Consider the following 19797-nt stretch of genomic DNA (forward strand, 5'->3'; position numbering starts at 1 on the left):
CCTACGCCTTTTTCTTGCCGAAGCGCCGGTCGATCAGGGCGACCATCGGAGAGGCGATGAAGATCGAGGAGTACGTCCCGATGATGATGCCGATGAACAGGGCGAACATGAAGTCGCGGATCGAGGTCTTCCAGCCCACGACCATCATCGCGACGACCGTGAGGAGGGTCGTGAACGACGTGATGATCGTGCGGGGCAGCGTCTCGTTGATGGCGGAGTTAATCACCGCGACGAGCGAGCGCTCCCGCGCCTTGGCCATGTTCTCGCGGATCCTGTCGAACACGACGATGGTGTCGTTGATGGAGTACCCCGCGATGGTCAGGAGCGCCGCGACGGTGGTGAGCGTCACCTCGATCCGCAGCGCCGTGAAGATGCCGAGCGTGATGATGACGTCGTGGACGAGGGCGATGACCCCGCCCGGACCGAACCGGAAGTCGAACCGCACCGCGACGTAGAGCATGATGAACAGCATGGCGTACGCGAGCGACGCCACGGCCGCGGTCCGGAGCTGGCCGCCGGCCTTGGGGCCGACCCACTCGGAGCGCAGCTTCACGGCGCCCTTGCCGAACGGCTCGGCGCGCAGCCCGTCCATGACGCGCTCCGAGACGCCCTTCAGGTTCGTCTCGTAGATGCGATCCTTCTCGTACGGCCACGTGCAGGTGACGCTCTCGCACCGCTTGGTGCTCTCCTCTTCCGTCGCCTCCGCCCCGTCGTCGCCCTTGGGCCGCGGCGCGCCCGCCTGCGCCTCCTGCGCCACGGCCACGGTCAGCCCCGCGGCGGAGATCTCCTTCTCGAGCTCCGCGATCGGGATCTCCTTGGCGACGCGCAGCGAGAGCTTGTCGCCGCCCGGCGACAGCTCGTACTTCGAGAGCCCGTACCCCGAGAGCGCCTTCTTCATCGCCGCCTCGGCGGACTTGGCCGCCTCGGGCGTGACGGGCGAGATCGCCTCGAGCCGGATCAGGTACTCGGAGTCGCCGGTCCCGAACGTCACGACCTCGGCGCCGCCGAAGCCCATCCGCGCGAGCGCCTGGCGCACGTCGGACGAGGTGGCCTTCTCCTGGAACGAGACCTGCACCTCGGTGCCGCCCGAGAAGTCGATGCCCCACTTCGGGCCGACCGTGAAGATGGCGACGAGGCTCACGGCCACGGCGATCAGCGAGACGGTGCCGAAGAGCCGGGACCGGCCCATGAAGTCGAATTTTGGTGTTTTCTTGAAGAATTCCATGGTTTCAAACGCTCAGGTGATCCGTGCGGCGACGGGTCATGAAGTCGAGCACGAGACGGCTCACCACGATGGAGGTGAACACGCTCGTCACGATGCCGATGAGAAGCGTCACCGCGAACCCCTTGATCGGCCCGGTGCCGTACTGCAGCAGGACGACGCCGGCGATGAACGTCGTGAGCTGGGCGTCGAAGATCGTCCAGAAGGCGCGCTTGTATCCGGCCTCCACCGCGGCGCGCGGCGACTTGCCGGCGCGCAGCTCCTCCCGGATGCGCTCGTAGATGATGACGTTGGCGTCCACGGCCATGCCGAGCGTCAGGATGATCCCGGCGATGCCCGGCAGGGTGAGCGTGGCGCCCACGGCGCCGAGGATCCCGACGATGAGCGCCGAGTTGATGATGAGCGCGAGGTCCGCGGCGACCCCGGCGCCCCTGTAGTAGAAGATCATGAAGAGGACGATAGCCGCCGCCGCGACGATGAACGCGTAGATGCTCATGGAGATCGAGTCGCGGCCGAGCGCAGGGCCGACGGTCGACTCGCTCACCGGCCGCACCGGGGCGGGCAGCGCGCCGGCCCGGAGCACGACGACGAGATCCTGCGCCTCCTGCCGGAGCTTGGCGTACGAGTCGTAGGCGCCGAGGGTGATGCGGCAGCGGCCGCCCGGGATCTTCTCCTGGATCGTCGGCGCGGACTGCACCTTGTCGTCCAGCTGGATCGCCATGCGGCGCTTCACGTTGTTGCCCGTCAGCTCCTCGAACGTCGTGGCGCCGGCCTGGTTGAAGTCGAGCGAGACGTACGGCTGGCCGGTCTGGTCGTCGTTGTAGACCTGGGCGTTCTCGACGTACTCGCCGGTGATCCCGGCCGCGCGCTCCATGTAGTAGGTGCGCCACGACACGTCGGCGGTCGGGTTGCCCATCTCGTCGAGCGTGCGCAGCTCCTCGAAGGCGATGACGCGATCCTGCGGGACCTCGACCGTCTTCAGGAACTCCTTGAGGACCTGCCGTCCGCTGCGCCCGGTCTTCTGGTCGTCCTTGGCCTCGAGGTAGTACGACTTGACGACGCGGTTATCCACCTGGACCTGCTCCCAGAGCAGCTTGACCGGCCCGTCCTTCTGCAGCTTGTCGGAGGCCTCCGTGAAGAACTTCTCGGAGCCGACCTCGTCGACGATGCGGAACTCGAGGCGGGCCGTCTGGCCGATGATCCGCTTGATGCGGCCCGTCTGCACCTCGTCGACGCCCGGGATCTCGATGATGATATCCTCGTCCCGCGGCTGGACCGTCGTGTTGACGAGGCCGAGCTCGTCGATCCGGTTGCCGATCGTCTCGACCGCCTGCTTCACCGCGAGGTCACGGGTGTCCTCGACGTACTGATCGACGAGCGCCATGTGGGCCGTGACGCCCTCCTCCATCTCGACGACGGCGACCTCTCGGAACTTGAGCAGCGTCTCCTGGGTGTCCTTCGACGCGCGCTCGTCCTCGGACTTGAAGACCAGCTGGAACTTGTGCAGCTCCTCTTTATCGCGAACGATCTTGACGTCCTTGATCTCGACCTGTTCGGCGAGCGTCTTGACCATGTCGGTCGCCATGCGGTCACGCTTGTCCTCGACCGCGGCGGCCACCTCGACCTCGTAGACGAGGTGCAGGCCGCCCTGGAGATCGAGCCCGAGCGTGGCGCCCGGGAACGTGCCCCGGAGCCACTCGATCGGATCCTTCGCCTCGGCGCCCGCGGGCTTGCCGACGAACGTCGTCACCGACGCCAGCACCGCGACCGCGGTCAGCAGCAGGATGCCGACGACCTTCCATACCCATTTGCGTTCCACTACTTCTTCTCCGTCTCGGTCGAATCGAAGACCCCGGCGACCTGGGACCGCACGACGCGCACCCGGACCTTCTCGGAGATCTCCATGGTCAGGGTCTTCCCGGTGACCGCCGTGACGCGCCCGATCAGGCCGCCGTTCGTGACGATCTCGGTGCCCTTGCCGATCGCGTCGATCATCTTCTGGTGCTCCTTGGCCTTCTTCTGCTGCGGGCGGATGAGCAGGAAGTAGAACACCGCCACCATGAGGACGAGCATGATGATCGTCGACCAGCCGCCGCCGAGGAACCCGCCCTTGGCGTCGGCGGGCGCCCCCTGGGGCACGCCCTGCGCCTCGGCCGTCGGCTTGGCGTCGGAGGACGCCGCCGCGCCGGACTGCTGGGCCCAAAGGACGGTCGATGCCCAAATCGCGTTTGTCACTATGATCTCCTTGAATCCGCCGGCGGCGGGCTTCGGCGCCGGCCACCCCGGTAAAAAGGCCGCCCACTACTACCAAAAGGGTCCCGAGGGGTCAAGACGCTGTTTCGGAGAGCGGTCTTGAGCGGCGGGCGGTCCGCTACGCCGAATACCGACCGATTTCCGACACCCTGCGCGAGAGCGCCCGCGCGAGGCGCGCGCCCTCCTCCGTGGTCCGCAGCGCCTGGTCCGCCGCGTCGATCAGCTTCTCGACCACGCCGACCTGCCCGGCGACCCGCCGACCGAGCGCCCGGAAATCCTCGGTCACCGCCTCGCCGGCGCGCGCCACCTCGGCCGAGGACGCGGCGTGCTCCTTCGCCGACCTGTGCACCTGCTCCGCCGAGCGCCCGATCGCGAGGTACATCTCCAACGTCGCCTCGTCGCGCCCGATCTGGCGCCTCAGCAGCTCGCCGACCTGGTCGAACGCCTCGGCCATCCGCTCGAACGTCGATCCGATCTCCACGCCCCGCTTCACCTGGCCCTCGTTGCGCATCACGATCTCGTTGCTCAGGATGGCGGTGGAGTGCACCTGCTCGGGGATGGAGCGGAGCATCACGACGGCGTCCCGCGCGATGCCCACGCCGCGATCGACCTCCTCCCGGGAGGCGTGCACGGTCTCGACGGTGTTCGCGAACCCCTCCTTCAGCATCGACAGGATCGCGGAGATCTCGCCGATCGCGCGCGACGTGGAGCCGGCGAGATCCTTGATCTCGTTCGCGACGACCGCGAAGGCGCGGCCGTGCTCCCCGGCCTCGGTGGCGATGATCGACGCGTTGATGGAGAGCAGCTTCGTCCGCTCGGCGAGGTTCCGGATGACGCCGATGATCTCGTCGATGCCGCCGATGCGCGACTCGAGGCTCTCCGTCACCACGAGGATCCGATCGCTCGACGAGAGCGCGGAGTCGGAGCCCCGGACGACCGACTCGATCGCCTCGCCGATGCGCTGCGCCTCGAGCTCGAGGCTGGCCATCGTGTTGGCGACGTGGCGCGCGTCGGCGCAGGCGTGCTCGGCGCCGTCCTTCATCTCCTCGACCGCGAGGCGGGCGGTCCGGATCCCGGTCGCCAGGGAGTCGAGGTCGCGGGCGATCACGCGGACCCCCTGATCCCCGTCGCGCGTCGCGAGGCTCGCCTGCTCGACGCTGACGGCCAGCCCGTTGATCAGCTCCGCGGCGCGGGTCGTCGACCGTTCCATGCGCTGCGTCGCCGCGCCCGCTTCGCGGCTGCGCTGTTCCAGGCGCTCCGCGTCGCCGGCCAGGTCCGCGAGCCCGTCCCGCAGCGCCGCACCCGCCTCGCAGGTCCGGGTCACCGCCTCGGTCTGCGCCGCGACGCCCGCCTCGAGCTGCACGAACGCGCCGCCGGCCTCGCCGACGAGCCCGCTCACGCGCTGCGACATCGCCGCGAGCTGCGCGGACAGGGCCTCGCGCTCCTTCGCCGCGACCTCGAGCTGCGCACGGAGGCCTTCCGCGGCCCGTGCCTGCGCGCGGCGCAGGACGGCGAGGGCGGCCGCCCCCGCGGCGAGCAGGACAATCACAGCGCCGACGGCCAGTCCCGCGACGTCGCCCGGAGCGCCGCCGACCTCGACGACGCCGAGCGCGACGAGCGCCGCCGCGATCGCCAGGACCGTTCCGGCGCCCGAGCCGAACGCGACGGATATTCTCGTGCTTGCGGACATCCGCGATCTCCTCAGGACGCGATATCTATCAGGCGCCCGGCCCACCGGCAAGCGAGCGTTGACCCACGCGGGACGGCGCGATAAATTCGACGGGCTTCTCCCAGCTCGGGAGGACGCAAGGAGGGACGGGGGCGATGAGCAACAGACAATGGCCAAGCACGGCCGCGAGCGCCGGCGGGTTCGGCGTGGATCAGGCGCTCGGGCTGATCCGGCAGGTCCCGCTCGGCGGCCTGAACGACCACATGGTCATCGACGTCATCCGCAAGACGCTGGCGAGCGCGGGGATCGACATCCAGGCGCTCCTGGACGCCGCGGCGCTGCGCCAGGACGAGGTGACGGGCGAGATCGTCCGCCTGCAGAACGAGATCTCGACGCTGCAACAGCAGATCGAGGAGAAGAAGTCGCAGGTCCAGTTCTACCAGGAGCAGCAGGAGGAGATCGGATCGCTGCGCGACAGGTTCGGGACCTGAAAGGGGTCGACAAGATGCCCAAAGGAAGACGCACGCTGTGCACGATGATCTGCTGCGCCGCGCTCTCGGCGTGCGGCGCCGGGCAGTACGGGTTCTCCCAGACCTACGCGCCGCTCGACGACGAGGAGCCGTTCCACGAGAGCGGGACGGAGCTCGTCTACGAAGAGGTGAACGGCGATCCGGCGGCGTTCGACGGCAAGCTGATCGCGTGGTTCGGCGTCATCGAGAAGGTGACGCTGACCGACGACGGCCGGTACGAGATCCAGCTCTCGCACCACAAGCACAAGCCGCGCCACCTGTGCGACTCGGACGCCGACGACTCCTGCCGCGTCACCGTGCACTTCGCGAGCGCCGGCGGGTTCAGCGCGCTCGTGAAGCTCACGCCCGAGGACACGACGCCCGGGCTCGACAAGGTGCAGCCCGGCTCGCTGCTCCGCGTGTTCGGCAAGCTCCGCTGCCGCCTGAACGACGACGAGCAGAAGGTCTGCGACTACGACGATCGCGGCGGCGTGATCCTCGACGCGGGCTTCTACCGGCAGTGGCCCGCGCGGTACTACGTGACGACCCGCGCCGCGGCCTCGATGCGCCGATAGCGCTACCCCCGGGCGGCTCCGCGCCGGCTCCGCCCGAGTTGTCGTTCGAGCTCCCGGGCGAGCAGCGCGACCCCGGCCTCGTCGAGGCCGCGCCCCCGGACGGCGGGCAGCTCGAGCAGCTCGAGCCGGGACCCGGACGCCAGGCGGGAGATCGCCTCCTCCTGCGCGCGCCGCCTCGCGACCGCCACCGCCGCCGGCGCGAGCCACGGCGCCGCATCCCCTTCGCCGCGGCCGTCCACGATCTCCGCGATCCGCTCCGGCAGGGGCGCGCCGTCGACCATGTTCACGACGATCCGCTCCATGGGCAGGCCGCGCCGCTCGAGGCCCCGGATCAGCTCGAGCGCCTCGCTCACGGGCATCTCCTCCGGCAGCGTCACGGGCACGACCTCGCACCGCCGCGGATCGCCCATCAGCCGCACGCGCTCCAGCGCCTCGTCGCGGATGCGGCCGGCGGGCACGGACGCGACGATCGCCGCGGGCAGCGACAGGACGTCGAGCCCGTGGCCGGTCGCCGGCGAGTCGAACACGACGAGGTCGTACCCGGGGCGGTCGCCCGCGCGGTGGAGCGCGTGGTAGGTCGCCTTGCCGAGCATCGCCCACTCGGCGAGGCCGGGCACCGCGTCGAGGAACGCCCGCACGATGCGGCTGCCGAAGACGAGGCGGTGCAGCGTCGGGCTCTTCAGGATCATGAGCCCGTACTCCTCTCGCGCGGACACGGGGTCCAGGTTGATCACGTGGAGCCCGGCCGTCACCTCGCGCGCCTCGCCCCCTATCGCGAGGCCGCCGAGCACCTCCTGATAGCGCGGGGGCGCGCCGACGAGGCACACGAGCGTCCGCTTGCCGCGCGCCGCGGCGCACCTCCCGACGAGCAGGGACAGCGTGGTCCTCCCGACGCCGCCCTTCCCGGCGACCACGACGAACCGCTTTTCGAAGAGGTCGCTCATCGACCCGGCGACGCGGACTTCCACCCCTCGCGCAGCGCCTCGAGGAAGCGCTCTCCGGCCTCCCGCTCCACGCCCGCCACGCGGACGCGCCACGGCCCGAGGACGAGCTGCACGCGGCTGCGCCCCTTCCCCTCGGGCACGAACAGGTAGAGGACGAGATCCAGGATCACGCCCGCGGCGACCACCGCCGCGCCGACGAGCGCGAGCTGCGGGAACCCTGCGCGCAGGCCGTCGACGAGCCACTGGATCCCGACCCACGTGCCGATCGCCAGGCAGCCGAAGCCGACGAGCAGGTGAACGTACCGCCGCCGGTTCTCGAACCGCGCCGCGTCGATCCCGCGGATCGGCGTCACGGTCCGCGTCCTGCGGAACTTCTTGCCGAGCACGGACCACTCGACGTCGAGCGTCATCGTCCCGCCGTCGATCGCCGCGGTCGCCTCCCGCCGCCACACGAGGAGGTAGCGGCCCACGAGCGCGAGGACGCCCCGGACGAGCGAGAACCCGGTCAGCACGGCGACGATCCGGAAAGGCGCGAAGCAGAGGCGCCGGGACAGGCCGCCCCGGATCACCGGCCCGGCAGGCTCGGTGCTCGTTGCGCTCTGGTGATCCTGCGTCATCGCGGCGTATCCTAGCCCATCGCTCGTTCGGGAAACAAGAGATCTTAAATCGATGTTCCACGCGCTCCGTCCATCGTCTTGATGCGCCGGCGCGCCGAAGCGACTATGATCGGCGGCGACGGCCTCGGGTCGCGAAAACAAGGAGAGGTAATCCATGCGTTCGACTGGCAAGGTGACGGCTCTGGTTTCGGCGGCGCTCGGCGCGGCGCTCGCCGCGGCGCTCGGGCTCGGCGCTGCCGCGTGCGGCCCGACGTACGTGCGCGGCGACGAGGTCGCGGGGCTCGACGACTACGCGATGAGCACCGGGCTCGACAAGAAGGACCTCGAGAAGCTGTTCGACGCGAACATCAAGTCGCTCATGGAGTCCGCCGTGGTGGCGAAGTGGAAGGCCGAGGCGGCGCCGCCGATGGTGTCGATCTTCCCCATCGCGAACGAGACGAGCGAGCACGTCCGCGATCAGCTCGAGGCGCTGCTCGCGAAGATGGAGACGCAGCTCATCAACAGCGGGGTCGCGACCGTCGTGGATCACGCCCTCCAGGACCAGCTCATCCAGGAGGTCATCAAGCAGCAGGGCGGCGTGTTCGACGAGACGAAGTCCGCCGAGGTCGGCAGGCAGCTCGGCGCCAAGTTCTTCCTCACCGGCAAGGTCTACGACTCGGCGGAGCGCTCGGAGGACGAGCGGCGCGTGCAGTACTTCCTCTTCATGAAGGTCGTCGAGGTGGAGACCGGCGCCGTGCGCTGGCAGAACGAGGCCAACCTGACGAAGGGCCTGGTCGACTAGACCCGGATGACGCGCACCGCGCGATACCGCCCCTTCCCGGCCGTCGCGGCCGCCGCCCTGATCGCCGCGGGGTGCGCCGGGTACGCGGGCGACGTGCGGGAGATCCGGTCGTCGCTGCTCGCCGGCGATCCCGTCCGCGCCCTCGGCTTCTCGAACGCCGCCCTCGAGGTCGACGAGGAGGATCAGTACCCGACCGACGTCGGGGGCGACACGGCGCTCCTCGTGCTCGAGCGGGGCAGCATCAAGCAGGCGCTCGGCCGGAGCGAGTCCGCCGCCCTCGACTTCCGCGTCGCGGACAAGAGCCTCGAACTGCTCGACCTCAAGAACGACACCGCGGGCAACATCGGCAAGTGGCTGTTCTCGGACAGCGTGACCGTGTACAAGGCGCCGCCCCACGAGAAGCTGCTCCTCAACGCCCTGAACATGCTCAACTACCTCTCCGAGGGCGATCTCGAAAGCGCTCGAGTCGAGGCGCGGCGCTTCAGCATCGCCCGGAGGTACGTCGAGGACGCCTACTCGCCGGCCGAGGCGAAGCTGGGCTTCGGCGACTATCTCGCCGGGTTCACGTACGAGATGTCGGGCCGCTACGAGGAGGCGCTCTACCACTACGACCGCGCTCTCGCGGCGGGGTTCGCGGCGCCTATCGAGGAGCGGATCCGGGCGCTCGCGGCGTGCAATCCGTTCCGGACGGAGCGGATCGAGGCGCTGCTCGCGGCGGTCGATCCGAACGCCGCGCCTTCGTGCGAGCGGCGGGGGCCGGATCGCGGCACGGTGCTCGTCGTCGCGACGAACGGGCTCGCGCCCTACAAGCGGGCGGTCCGCATCCCGATCGGCGCGGCTCTCGTGATCGGGGCCCACGTCATGTACGGCCCGTCGCTCGGCGCGTCCAGCGCGAGCCAGGCGAACGAGCTCGCCGCCAAGGGGCTGCTCACCTGGGTGAACTTCCCCTCCCTGACGCGATCGAAGCCGCGGTTCGTCCGCGCTGTCGCGACGCTCGACGGGCGCCCCGTCGAGCTCTCGATGGGCGAGGACGTGACGCGCCTCGTCACCGAGAGCTGGGAGGCTATCAAGGGCACGCTGATGGCCGCGGCGATCGTCCGCATGGTGACGCGCGCCGTGGCCGCCGAGGCGACGCAGCAAGGGGCGAAGGCCGGCGGCGCCGCCGGAGGGCTCGCGCTGCTCGCGGGCCTCGCCGTGGAGGGGGCGATGTTCGCCGCCGACACGCCGGACACCCGCTCGTGGGTAACCCTGCCCTCGGAGATCTACGTCGCGCGCGCGGAGGTCGCGCGCGGCAGGCACGAAATCGCGGTCGCCTTCGAGGGCGCCGCGGGTCGCACGGAGACGAGGAAGGTCGTCGACGTGCCGCCGGCCGGCTTCGCGGTCGTGACGGCGGCGTCGATGCGTTGACCCGAGGAGGAAAGATCATGAAGCGCTTCGATGCACCTTCGAGATGGCTGGCCGCCGCCGTGGCGCTCGGCCTCCTTTCGCAGGCGGCCGACGCGGCCGCGCTCGACGGCTACCGCGACCGGAGGGGGCCCTTCATGGGCCTCGGCCTGGGCGGCGGCGCGGCGATCCAGGGCGGCGAGGTCGGCGGAGAGGCCGGGTTCGACCTCGGGATCGGCGGCGGAGCCGCCAAGTGGCTCACGCTCTCCCTCGACCTCGACACGCGCATGGAGCACGTCTCGGGCTTCACGAACTGGATGTTCGTGCCCGGCGTCCAGGTCGACTTCTTCTTCCTCGACGCGCTGTTCGTGCGCGCGGGTGTGGGGATCGCGTTCGTCTTCCCGGACGAAGAGCTCATGCCGGACGACGACTTCGCGATGGGGTTCGACGGCATGGCGGGGATCGGATGGGAGTTCTTCGTGGGGTCCGACGTGGCGATCGACCTCGGCCTGGAGGGCGATATCATCGTCATCGACGACATGGAGGACGTTTTCGCGGTTGGGTTCTGGCTGGGGTTCAGGTACTACTGAGCCGATGCAGCGAACGCCCCTCCTCGTCGCCGCGCTCACGGCCGCCCTCTGCAGCTGCGGCGACCCCGGCATCAAGCCCCAGGACACGTCCGGTCGCGATCCGGGCGACTCCGCAGGCGGTGGGACCGCGCCGGCCGCCGCGCTGGAGCTCGGCACGCCGGGCGGCCTCGGCGGCCTCGCGCTCCCCGGCGCCGCACGAGCCTCGACGTCGGCGGGGGACGCCGGCCCGGCCATGACGCCCGGGGGCCGCAAGGAGCTGCGCGCCGTGTTGGACAAGGCGATCGCCGACGATCGGCTCGACGAGGCGGTCGCGACGGCGGACGTGCTCAGCGTCCTCTTCCCCGACGATTCGGAGATCCTGGAGCTGCGGGGCCGGATCCTCTCGCTCCAAGGCGACGCCGACGGCAGCGCGCGCGACCTCGCCCGGTGCTGCGAGCTCGGCCGCCTCACCTGCTGCGCCGGGAAGCCGCGCTGAATTCGCGTCACCTTCCGGCCGTCCAAGCACCTTGAAAGGATGGCTGAAGATGTTTCGCTCACACTCGAATCGCTGCCGTGTCCTCGTCGTGTTCGTCGCGGTCATCCTCGCGGCCGCGGCGGCCCCGCCTCCGGCCTCGGCGGCCAAGGCGCCCGGCGGCCTGAGCGCCGAAGAGCTCAAGGCGATCACGCCGCTCTTCAGGCGGCACGACATCGTCGGCTTGGCCGAGTCGCAGCCGAACGGCGATCCCGCGTCGATGACGCTCGCGGTCCGGGTCAAGGCGCCGCGCGCAGTCGCCTTCAGCGCGCTCGAGAACCCGAGCAACTTCTACTACCTGTCGACGCTCTTCAAGGAGAACGAGATCGTCCAGCAGCACGACAACTCCAAGGCGTGGACGTGGGCCTCGCGCCACAAGCTGTTCAGCGTCACGGGCATGAACACCATCGCGCTCTACCCGCCGCGGCGCGCGGACGTCCGGATCGCGAAGAGCTCCGTCGGGCAGGGCGACTTCACCTTCACCTTCCACGAGGACGGGCCGGACGCCACCATCGTCGTGCTCTCGGGGCTCCTCGACGTGCAGACCTCCGAGTGGCTGATCCGCTACCTCGTCGGGGGCAACCCGTCGATGCGTCAGGCGATGAACGTCGCCATCGGGATCGTCTGCATCAAGGGAGTCAAGACGCTCGCGGAACGGATCGCGGCCGGCAAGAAGCTCGACAAGCACAGGACCTTCGGCAAGTCGGGCGGCGCCATCCGGCTCACGCAGCAGAAGGAGCTGAAGGCGGTCGCGCCGCTGCTCGCCCGCGGCCAGGTCGTCCTCGTCGACTCGAACGGCAAGGGCAAGCTGCGCCAGGTGACGACGATCGAGAACGTCCGGGCGCCGTACGGCCAGGTGCTCGACATCGTCTCCACTCCGAAGAACTACTCCAAGACGATCCGCGCGTTCTCCGACATCACCGTGCACGACGCGGCGCCGAGGGAGATCTCCTTCTCCTGGACGCTCGGCTTCTCGGTGTTCAGCATCACGTCGAAGAACCGCATGACGACCGCCGATCAGGGCGTCACGATCGAAGGGCTGGATGGCGATCTCGCCGGGTCGACGTGGCGGTGGCAGATCGTCCCCACCGGCCCGGAGACCACGACGGTCGCGTACCACGGGTTCGCCGACGTCAAGAAGGCCGCGGTCATCCTCGAGAAGACCGTCCAGCGCGAGCCGTACCTCGAGCACGGGTTGATGGCGGGCAGCAACATGGTCATGCTGCGCGCCATGAAGCGCGCCATGGAGCAGGCGAAGGCCCCTACCCCCGCGAAGCCTTGAGCAGCGACGAGAGGATTTGCGCCGAGAGCGAGACGAGCGGGAGCGCGGCGCGGTAGTCCATCCTCGCCGAGCCGATGATCCCGACCTGCCCGCCGGATCCCGTCGCGCCGAAAGGCGCCGTGACGAGCGCGCATCCCTCGAACTCGGCACCGCCCTCGTCGCCGATGAGGACGAGCGGCCCGCGATCGGTCGCCGCCGCCTTGTCGAGCAGATCGAGCAGGCGCGCCTTCTTGTCGAGCGTGCCCATCAGCTCCGCGAGCCGCCCCTCGAGCTCGGGGCGGTCGAACAGGTGGCTTCGACCCTCGACGAGCAGGTGCGATCCGTGCACCGCGCTCGCGGACAAGGCCTCCGCGCCGAGCCGGCTCGCGCGCTCGCGGAGGGCGTCGCAGCGGGCCCGCGCGTCCTCCATCTCCCGCCTCAGGATCGTGCGCACCTCGTTGAGCGAGCGCCCTGCGATCTTTTCCGACAGGTAGTTGTGGATCCGCTCGAGCTCGCGGTCGTCGACGTCGGCGGGCGACTCCACGAACGCGTTGTGGACGATCCCCTCCCGCGTGACGACCACCGCAAGCAGCTTGCCGGGCTCGATCGGGACGAACCGGAGCTGCCGGAGCTGGGAGTCCGAGAGCGCCGGAGTGATCACGAGCGCGGTCTGCGCCGAGATCTCGGACAGCGTCCCCACGATGTCCCGCCACGATCCGATCTCGCCCGGCACGAGGTTGGCGACGCCCTCGAAGAGCGTGCGCCGTGCGTCGGGATCCACCTCGACGGCGCTCTCGCGCAACGCGTCGACGAAGATGCGGAAGGCGCGATCGGTCGGGATCCTGCCCGCAGAGGTGTGCGGCTGCACGAGCAGCCCGGCGACCGTGAGATCGTGCAGCGCCCTGCGGATCGTCGGCGGCGACAGCCCGAGCAGCGCGCGGTCCGAAAGGAGCCTCGAGCTCACCGGCACGCCGGAGGAGACGTACTCCGCGATCGCGGCGAACAGCACGCGTCGCTCCCTCTCGCTCAGGTCGATGTGCTCCATCCCCGTCCTGCCGCGCCATCGCGCGACGCGTCCACTTGACAGCGCTCCCCCGAAACCCATAACAGAAAGCATGGTCGACAATCCAGAGCCGGGACACGCGGAGCTGCCCGCCGGTCTGAAGATCCTCGTCGCGGACGACGAGGAGCGCCTGCGCTTCGTCTTGACGTTGATGCTCGAGGAGCTCGGCGCCGAGGTCGTCGCCGTGGACTCGTGCGAGAAGGCGCTCGAGCTCTACGGCGCGCCGGGTGAGCGGTTCGACGTCGCCGTGCTCGATCTCCGCATGCGAGGGATGGGCGGCGCCGCCGCCTGCCGCGCGATGCTCGCCCGCGACCCGGACGCCCGCGTCGTGCTCTCCTCGGGGCTCCGGCCGACCGACGATCTGCTCGCCGAGTTCGGCGGCCACCGCTGCGCCTTCATCGAGAAGCCGTTCGACATCGAACAGCTCGCGCAGGTTCTCGGCGGCATCGTCAGCAGGCGATAGGGATCAGCCCGCGTCGCCGGGGCCAGCCTTGGGCGACGGGACGATGGGCGCGCTCATGCGGTCGGCGAGGTCCGACGCCGGCTCCGGCGGGGCCGCGACGACGTCGACCACGGCCACGGCCGCGACCGGGGTATGGGGCGTGGGGCGTACGGTCGCCACCTCTCCGGTGACGTCGGTCTGCCACGGATACTTGATCCGGCCATGGTACATGCCGACGAGGGTGTCGACCACGGTGTTCGCGATGCTCCGCGTGTCGGCGAGCGACAGCCCGGACTCGTCGAGCTGCCCGCGGGCGAGCTTGGTGTACACGATGCGCTGCACGAGCTGCTCGAACTGCGCCTTCTCGGGCGGGCTCACGGTGCGCGCTGCGGCTTCGATCGCGTCGATCAGCATGAGGATGCCGGTCTCCCGGTTCGCCGGCTTGTGCCCTGGGTAGGAGAAGTCGCGCTCGGTGAGCTCCTGCGCCCCCCCCTCGGAGAGGTTCTTGTGCCAGAAGTACTCGAGCACGCCGGTGCCGTGGTGCGTGAACGCGAACTCCACGACGTCCTCGGGCACGCCGTGCTGCCGCAGAAGCCGCGTCCCCTCGGTGACATGGTGGAAGATCGTGCGGGCCGAGTCGAGCGGGGTCATCTCGTCGTGCGGGTTCGTGCCGCCGCTCTGGTTCTCGATGAAGAACTCCGGGTGGTAGCTCTTCCCGATGTCGTGGAAGTAGGCGCCGACGCGGACCAGAAGCGAGTTGGCGCCTATCGCGTGCGCCGCCGCCTCGGCCAGGTTCGCCATGGCGCGGCTGTGCTCCCAGGTCGCCGGGGCCCGCTCGTGCAGCCGCTTGAGGAGCGGGTGGTCGAGGTCCTGGAGGTCGAGCAGCCGCCCGCGCGAGACCTCGCCTATCATGGCGCCGACGATCGGCGCGAGCACCCAGGCGAGCACCCCAGAGCCGATTCCGCTGAACAACCCGGCCAGCCAGAGGGAGTACCGAGGATCGACGTGCTCCGAAACATCGTCGTAGATGTCCAACGTCCCCGCGAACAGGAGGGTCGTCGCGAGCGTGGCCACGACCGCGACCCACGCCACCATCGCCCCGGCCTTGAGGTGCGCTCCCGCGCGCCGCCGTTGCCCGGCCGCGACCACCGACGCGAAGCCCGCGATGAGGTGGATGAGGAAGATCTGGATGTCGTAGTTGACCAGGGACGACGCGATCAGGGCGCTCGCCATCGCGACGCCGAACGACAACCGCCGCCCGAGGAAGTACGCCGCGAGCATCGGAACCATCGCAGCAGGAACTATTTCCGCGGACCACGAGGTGAAAAGGAGCATCGCCTTGGAGATCAGCGCCATGAGCGTCAAGAGCAGAAAGACCGTCAAATGGGATCGGACCAACCTCGCGCGGCCCATCCCGTCTCGGCGCATGTACGCGCTGAGCACGAGGCCGACCATGAGGAAGAAAACGAACGCCCCGATGAGCCGCATGGGCCGGATCGGCCGGCGCGACGCCTCGAAAGCCTTGACCAGCCCCGTGCACTCCTTGCCCCGGACCAGCTTCGTCCCGCGCGCCACGAGGTGCGGGCAGCTGGAGGAGGTGGTCGTCAGGTAGTGGACCTCGTTCCGCAGCATCGTGATACGAAAATAACTCGCGGGAAGGCGGACCGTGACCTGCGCCACGCGACCCTCGCGCACGGCGAGCGAGCCGCTCCACAGCTCCGCGGACTGGATGCACACCCAGATCACGGCGAACGCCAAAGCGATCACCGTGCTGGTGAACGCCGTGGCGTACGCCCTTTTTCGTAGACTGTTCACGCTCCGGACGCCCTGTACGCGGACCGCACAACCGGCCGATCCGCCACCCTTTTGAATTTGAAATCATGTACGCCGGTCAGAAAAATGCAAGCGCTTGTGTGTTCCGGAACCGACATATGGTAGGTTTTCGACCGATGAACACGCTCTCGAGAGGCTCGGCCGGGTGCTGCGGATAGCAATAAAATCGTCTCTGGTGGTCGCCATCGCGGCGTTGCTGAGCGCCGGTTCGGCGTCGGCACAAGGGGACTCCCAGCCCGCGACAGCCGGCCCGACGGAACCCGTGCAGGCGAACGCCGTTCAAACCGAGAAGACCGACAGCAAACCCGCCCCGAAGAAGAAGCTCCACCGATCCCGAGGTTGCCGCAAGTACGCGCCACCGTCGTATCGTAAAATGATTCGTCGATGGCAGAGCGTTCCGCCGATCCCCAAACCCAAATGGCGCGAAGGTTTTCGCGACCTGACGCTCTACTCGGTCAACCTCGGAGAGCGGATCCGCGTGTTCCCTTTCCTCCCGGACGGAACGCTCGACCCCGCGGTCGTGGATGAGGTCGCGCGCGTCATGCGCGACAAGGATACGGACGCCGTGCACGCGATCTCTCCACGCCTCATCAAGCTCATCTACAAGCTCGCCGTCAAATTCAACGTGCGACAGATCACGATCATCTCGGGTTATCGCGAACCCAAGGACGAGGAAGGCGGCGGCCACCACGCGGACGGCTCCGCGATCGACATGGCGTTCTCCGGCGTGCGGCTGCCGGCGTTGGCTCAGGCCGCGCGACGGCTCGGCCACGCCGGCGTCGGGCTCTATCCGACCGCCGGGTTCATCCACCTGGACGTCCGCGAGGGCCGCTCGTACTTCTGGGCGGATAGCTCCGGCCCCGGGCAGCCGGGGTGCGTCCGGCCGTTGGACGCGTCGCAGGCCTTCGCGAACGACGCCAAGTGGCGGCCCGATAAGGACGAGCCGATCCCGGCCAAGAACCGGAAGGGCGTGCTGCTCGGCGCGCGCCCCCCGGACGACCCCTCCCCGGACCCCTCCCCGATTCCCTCCCCGAACGGATAGCTGCGCCGCGGGTCAAATGGTATGATGCTGTCGATGCGCCGAAGGCTCCCGATCTCGCTCGTCGTCCCGCTCGTCGCGCTGCTCTGCGCGTGCCAGGCGGAGCTCGAACGGGTGAGCGAGGTGACCAAGCTCCGGATTCTCGGAATCCAGGCCGATCCGCCGGAGATCGCCCCGGGCGAGTCGACCGCGCTCCGTATCCTCACGGCCGATCCGGGCGGCGAGGGGCGCCGCGTCGTGGGCGGCGGGATCGTCGTTCCCGGGCTGTTCACGCCGTCGTCGTCGCCGGACACCTCGACGCTCCCCCCGCTCTTCTACGCCCTGCCGTTCACGGACGTGAACGACAGCGGCGTCGTCGTCTTTCCCCACCACCTGGGGATGCCGTCGTACTACTCGGACCAGGGCGCGCAGGTGCCGATCGCCCCTCCCGGCGAGCCGCTCGTCATGACCGCGATCCTGTTCGTGTGCGCGGGCGACGGCTTCGACGAGGACGCCGCCTACGCCGTGATGGCCCAGATCTCCATGGGCGGGGCCGTCGAAGAAGCGGGTCCCGACGCGTTCCTGGAGATCTGCTCCGAGGCGGGCGCGGACGAGGGGATCACGGCGCTCAAGAGCTTCGACGTCGTCACGTGCGATCCGGAGAACAGCGCGCTCGCGTGCGACGGCGAGTACGCCCAGAACGCGAACCCCGAGATCGAGTCGATCGCGCTCGCCGGAGAGCCGCTGTCGCAGTTCTTTGGCGGCCAGTGCTTCGAATGCGACCCAGAGGACGGTTGCCGCGAGCCCCTGGCGCTGCGCGGCTACCTGACTCCCGGGAGCTTCCAGCGCTACGAACGGAGCCTGGCGTCGAACCTCGACCAAACCGAGGTCGTGTACGAGCGAACGTACATCTCCTGGTTCGTCACGGGCGGCACGCTCGACGAGGACCGCTCCGGCAACGGCTCCACGGCGGACGACGTCGCCCCGGACGATCCGTTCGACGCCAACTGGATTCCCCCGTTCGAGGGCGGCGAGTTCACCCTGTGGGCGGTTGCGCACGACATCCGCGGCGGCGTCAGCTGGAACATCTATCGCTTCTCCGCCGGCGCCTCGCAGTGAGATGAGGCGCCGCCGTCTGATCCTCGCGGCGGCCTTTGCGCTCGTGGCCCCGGCGCCGATCGCGGGATGCTCGGCGCCGCACGAGCAGCGGAGCACCGGCGCCGCCGCGAAGCCGGGAGAGCCCGACGCCCTCGACGCCCTCCTCGAGGCGAGATCGCGGGAGATCCGGGAGACCGCGCCGCCGGGGTTCGCGGTGCGCGCCGTGCGGCCGTTCGTCGTCGCGAGCGACGAGCCCGGCGAGGTGGTCGATCGCCGCGTCGGAGCCGTCCTCGAGCCCGCGATACGTTGGCTCGAGCGCGTGTACTTCCGCGTCGAGCCGCGGTCCGCGATCACGATCTGGCTCTGCCGCGACGCCGACTCGTACGACCGCGCGGCCCGCACCCTCACCGGCGAAGCGCCCTCGACGCCGTACGGGTTCTACTCGCACGCCCACGCCGCCATCGTGCTCGACGCCTCCACCGGCGACGGGACCGTCGTGCACGAGCTCGTCCACCCGTTCGTCCGCGCGGACTTCCCCACCTGCCCCGCTTGGCTCGACGAGGGGCTGGGCTCCCTGTACGAACGGTGCGTCCTCGAGGGCGGGGCGCTGCGGGGGCTCGTCAACTGGCGCCTCGGCGCCCTGCAACGCGCCGTGGCGGACGGTGTCTCCCCGCCCATCGCCGAGCTGGTCCGCGCGACGCCGGAGGCGTTCTACGGCGAGGGCTCCGCGCTGAACTACTCCGCGGCACGCCACCTCTGCCTCTATTTGCAGGAGCGCGGCGCGCTCGGTGAGCTGTACCGCAGGCTGCGAGGCGGCGCGGCCGCGTCGATCGACCCGGCGACCGAAACGGAGGCGGCGCTCGTCGATCTCCTGGGAGAGCAGGACGTCGCCGGACTGGAAGCGGCCTTCCGGAAGTGGGTGATGGGCCTCGAGGAAATCTAGAAGAGAATCGAGAAGAGCGAGCCGGTCCGCGCGTTGCCGACCGTGCTGCATCCGCAGCCATCGTCGTCTTCGCCGTCATCGGCCCCACCGTCCGCGTCCGTATCCGTATCGGTATCCGAATCCGAATCGGTATCCGTGTCGGAATCCGTATCGGTATCGGTGTCCGTGTCGGAATCGGTATCCGTGTCGGTGTCGGAGTCGGTGTCCGTGTCCGTGTCCGTGCCGCTGTCAACGCCGCCGTCGACACCGCCGTCGACACCGCCGTCTGCAGCCCACGCCGACCCAGCAAACAGGAGCACCGCCATCGCTGCCAGCATCATTTTCTTCATGTTCATCCTCCCGTGTTCCCCCATATATATGGAACACATTGCTGATACGAACGGATTCTACGCCGAATTCTATGGTTCGTAAAATGATTTTATCAGAATTTTTCCAGGGTCAGATCTTTCCGTTCCAGGCACCGCGCCCCTCGGCGGCGCTGACGTCGACACCGCAGGAGACGACGCCGCCCGACCCCTTCACGCGGAACTCGAGCACGTCGATCGCCTCACCGGGCCCGAGCTCCTCGACGCGGAGCTCCCCGGACAGAACCTCGCCGCCCTGCTTGACCTCGACCTTGATGTTCGCGCTGTGCCACGGGAAGAAGTTGTCGTTCCGAACCTGGAAGTCGTCGTACACGAAATCGGGCGACATGGTGCACGCGGGCCGCACCGCGAACAGCTCGCTCTGGAGCTCGGGCGCCCGGAGCTCCTTCTCACGTCGCAGATCGGCGAGAGAGAGCCCGTCGACGCGCATCGCGGTCCCGAGGTAAGCGAGGATCGCCGCGCGCAGCTTCGGCCTGAGCGCCGGATCGTCGCCGTAGTGCGCTGCGAGGTAGGTCGCAACATACAGCGACGGCCTCCTATCGAGCATCTCCGAGAGGTCGAGTTGCGGCGTCACGAGCTGCGGCTTCCCGGGCACGCCGCGGGAGGCGACCCACTTCCGCACCGCCGGGATCCGCTCCCTGGCCGTCCGCGCCGCCTCGGTCTTCGGATACCGCACGAGCACCTTCTCGTACAGGACGGACGCGGCCCCGGCCCGCCCCC

Annotated in this window: 21 protein-coding genes; 11 read left to right on the forward strand and 10 right to left on the reverse strand. The window is 69.4% G+C overall.

Annotated elements, in window-relative coordinates; translation table 11 throughout:
* Position 1: 1 nt before the first annotated feature.
* The 4 genes from secF to M0R80_10870 form a co-directional block, all read right to left on the reverse strand.
* The gene (gene secF / locus M0R80_10855) at positions 2–1225 is read right to left on the reverse strand and encodes a protein translocase subunit SecF (GenBank protein ID MCK9460127.1); all 1224 of its coding nucleotides are present in this window, start codon (positions 1223–1225) and stop codon (positions 2–4) included.
* 4 nt (positions 1226–1229) lie between these two features.
* Positions 1230–3041 carry a protein translocase subunit SecD gene (gene secD, locus M0R80_10860; protein ID MCK9460128.1) on the reverse strand — a complete coding sequence of 604 codons (1812 nt, stop codon included), beginning with the start codon at positions 3039–3041 and terminating at the stop codon, positions 1230–1232.
* Entirely contained in the window at positions 3041–3457 is a 417-nt protein-coding gene (gene yajC / locus M0R80_10865) for a preprotein translocase subunit YajC (GenBank protein MCK9460129.1), read from the reverse strand. Before yajC ends, secD begins: the two co-directional genes overlap by 1 nt.
* A gap of 136 nt (positions 3458–3593) precedes the next feature.
* Entirely contained in the window at positions 3594–5165 is a 1572-nt protein-coding gene (locus M0R80_10870) for a methyl-accepting chemotaxis protein (GenBank protein MCK9460130.1), read from the reverse strand.
* A gap of 134 nt (positions 5166–5299) precedes the next feature.
* Between M0R80_10870 and M0R80_10875 the strand changes: the two genes are divergently transcribed.
* Both M0R80_10875 and M0R80_10880 read left to right on the forward strand, forming a co-directional pair.
* Positions 5300–5635, forward strand: coding sequence for a hypothetical protein (locus tag M0R80_10875; protein MCK9460131.1), 336 nt, complete (start codon positions 5300–5302; stop codon positions 5633–5635).
* Between the two features lie 14 nt (positions 5636–5649).
* Positions 5650–6228: a hypothetical protein gene (locus M0R80_10880; GenBank protein MCK9460132.1), complete on the forward strand. Its 579-nt coding sequence runs from the start codon at positions 5650–5652 to the stop codon at positions 6226–6228.
* A gap of 2 nt (positions 6229–6230) precedes the next feature.
* Here the strand turns inward: M0R80_10880 and M0R80_10885 are convergent, their stop codons facing one another.
* A complete protein-coding gene (locus tag M0R80_10885; GenBank protein MCK9460133.1) occupies positions 6231–7196 on the reverse strand; it encodes a chromosome partitioning protein in 966 nt (321 codons plus the stop codon).
* The gene (locus M0R80_10890; GenBank protein MCK9460134.1) at positions 7169–7789 is read right to left on the reverse strand and encodes a hypothetical protein; all 621 of its coding nucleotides are present in this window, start codon (positions 7787–7789) and stop codon (positions 7169–7171) included. Before M0R80_10890 ends, M0R80_10885 begins: the two co-directional genes overlap by 28 nt.
* A gap of 154 nt (positions 7790–7943) precedes the next feature.
* Here M0R80_10890 and M0R80_10895 point away from each other — a divergent pair, with 154 nt between their 5' ends.
* Genes M0R80_10895 through M0R80_10915 form a run of 5 tightly spaced genes read left to right on the forward strand, consistent with a single transcriptional unit; the run spans position 7944 to position 12336 of the window.
* Complete coding sequence (locus M0R80_10895; GenBank protein ID MCK9460135.1) at positions 7944–8570, forward strand: penicillin-binding protein activator LpoB; 627 nt, start codon at positions 7944–7946, stop codon at positions 8568–8570.
* 6 nt (positions 8571–8576) lie between these two features.
* The gene (locus tag M0R80_10900; protein ID MCK9460136.1) at positions 8577–9977 is read left to right on the forward strand and encodes a hypothetical protein; all 1401 of its coding nucleotides are present in this window, start codon (positions 8577–8579) and stop codon (positions 9975–9977) included.
* A 17-nt stretch (positions 9978–9994) separates the two neighbouring features.
* On the forward strand, positions 9995–10543 hold the full coding sequence (locus M0R80_10905; GenBank protein MCK9460137.1) for a hypothetical protein: 549 nt from the start codon (positions 9995–9997) through the stop codon (positions 10541–10543).
* 4 nt (positions 10544–10547) lie between these two features.
* Complete coding sequence (locus M0R80_10910; GenBank protein ID MCK9460138.1) at positions 10548–11018, forward strand: hypothetical protein; 471 nt, start codon at positions 10548–10550, stop codon at positions 11016–11018.
* Between the two features lie 49 nt (positions 11019–11067).
* Positions 11068–12336 (forward strand): hypothetical protein, encoded by a 1269-nt coding sequence (locus M0R80_10915; protein ID MCK9460139.1) that lies wholly within the window; start codon positions 11068–11070, stop codon positions 12334–12336.
* Here M0R80_10915 and hrcA read toward each other — a convergent pair.
* On the reverse strand, positions 12317–13360 hold the full coding sequence (hrcA, locus tag M0R80_10920; GenBank protein MCK9460140.1) for a heat-inducible transcriptional repressor HrcA: 1044 nt from the start codon (positions 13358–13360) through the stop codon (positions 12317–12319). The genes M0R80_10915 and hrcA overlap by 20 nt on opposite strands.
* A gap of 70 nt (positions 13361–13430) precedes the next feature.
* Here hrcA and M0R80_10925 point away from each other — a divergent pair, with 70 nt between their 5' ends.
* Positions 13431–13841 (forward strand): response regulator, encoded by a 411-nt coding sequence (locus tag M0R80_10925; protein ID MCK9460141.1) that lies wholly within the window; start codon positions 13431–13433, stop codon positions 13839–13841.
* A 3-nt stretch (positions 13842–13844) separates the two neighbouring features.
* Here the strand turns inward: M0R80_10925 and M0R80_10930 are convergent, their stop codons facing one another.
* The gene (locus M0R80_10930) at positions 13845–15635 is read right to left on the reverse strand and encodes an HDIG domain-containing protein (GenBank protein ID MCK9460142.1); all 1791 of its coding nucleotides are present in this window, start codon (positions 15633–15635) and stop codon (positions 13845–13847) included.
* Positions 15636–16026: 391 nt separating this feature from the next.
* On the opposite strand from M0R80_10930, the gene M0R80_10935 reads away from it, so the two are divergent.
* From M0R80_10935 to M0R80_10945, 3 genes are read left to right on the forward strand one after another with little or no spacing between them, the layout of a single operon-like run.
* Positions 16027–16695, forward strand: coding sequence for a DUF882 domain-containing protein (locus M0R80_10935; GenBank protein ID MCK9460143.1), 669 nt, complete (start codon positions 16027–16029; stop codon positions 16693–16695).
* 33 nt (positions 16696–16728) lie between these two features.
* Entirely contained in the window at positions 16729–17790 is a 1062-nt protein-coding gene (locus M0R80_10940; protein MCK9460144.1) for a hypothetical protein, read from the forward strand.
* Position 17791: 1 nt separating this feature from the next.
* Positions 17792–18712 (forward strand): hypothetical protein, encoded by a 921-nt coding sequence (locus M0R80_10945; protein MCK9460145.1) that lies wholly within the window; start codon positions 17792–17794, stop codon positions 18710–18712.
* On the opposite strand, the gene M0R80_10950 is transcribed toward M0R80_10945, so the two are convergent.
* Together M0R80_10950 and M0R80_10955 are read right to left on the reverse strand one after the other, a co-directional pair.
* Complete coding sequence (locus M0R80_10950; GenBank protein ID MCK9460146.1) at positions 18709–19041, reverse strand: hypothetical protein; 333 nt, start codon at positions 19039–19041, stop codon at positions 18709–18711. The two genes, M0R80_10945 and M0R80_10950, sit on opposite strands and share 4 nt — an antisense overlap.
* A 109-nt stretch (positions 19042–19150) precedes the next feature.
* Positions 19151–19797 (reverse strand): hypothetical protein (locus M0R80_10955; GenBank protein MCK9460147.1); only part of this gene is annotated, 647 nt, incomplete at its 5' end.

This window comes from Pseudomonadota bacterium (assembly GCA_023229365.1).
GTDB lineage: Bacteria > Myxococcota_A > Polyangia > JAAYKL01 > JAAYKL01 > JALNZK01.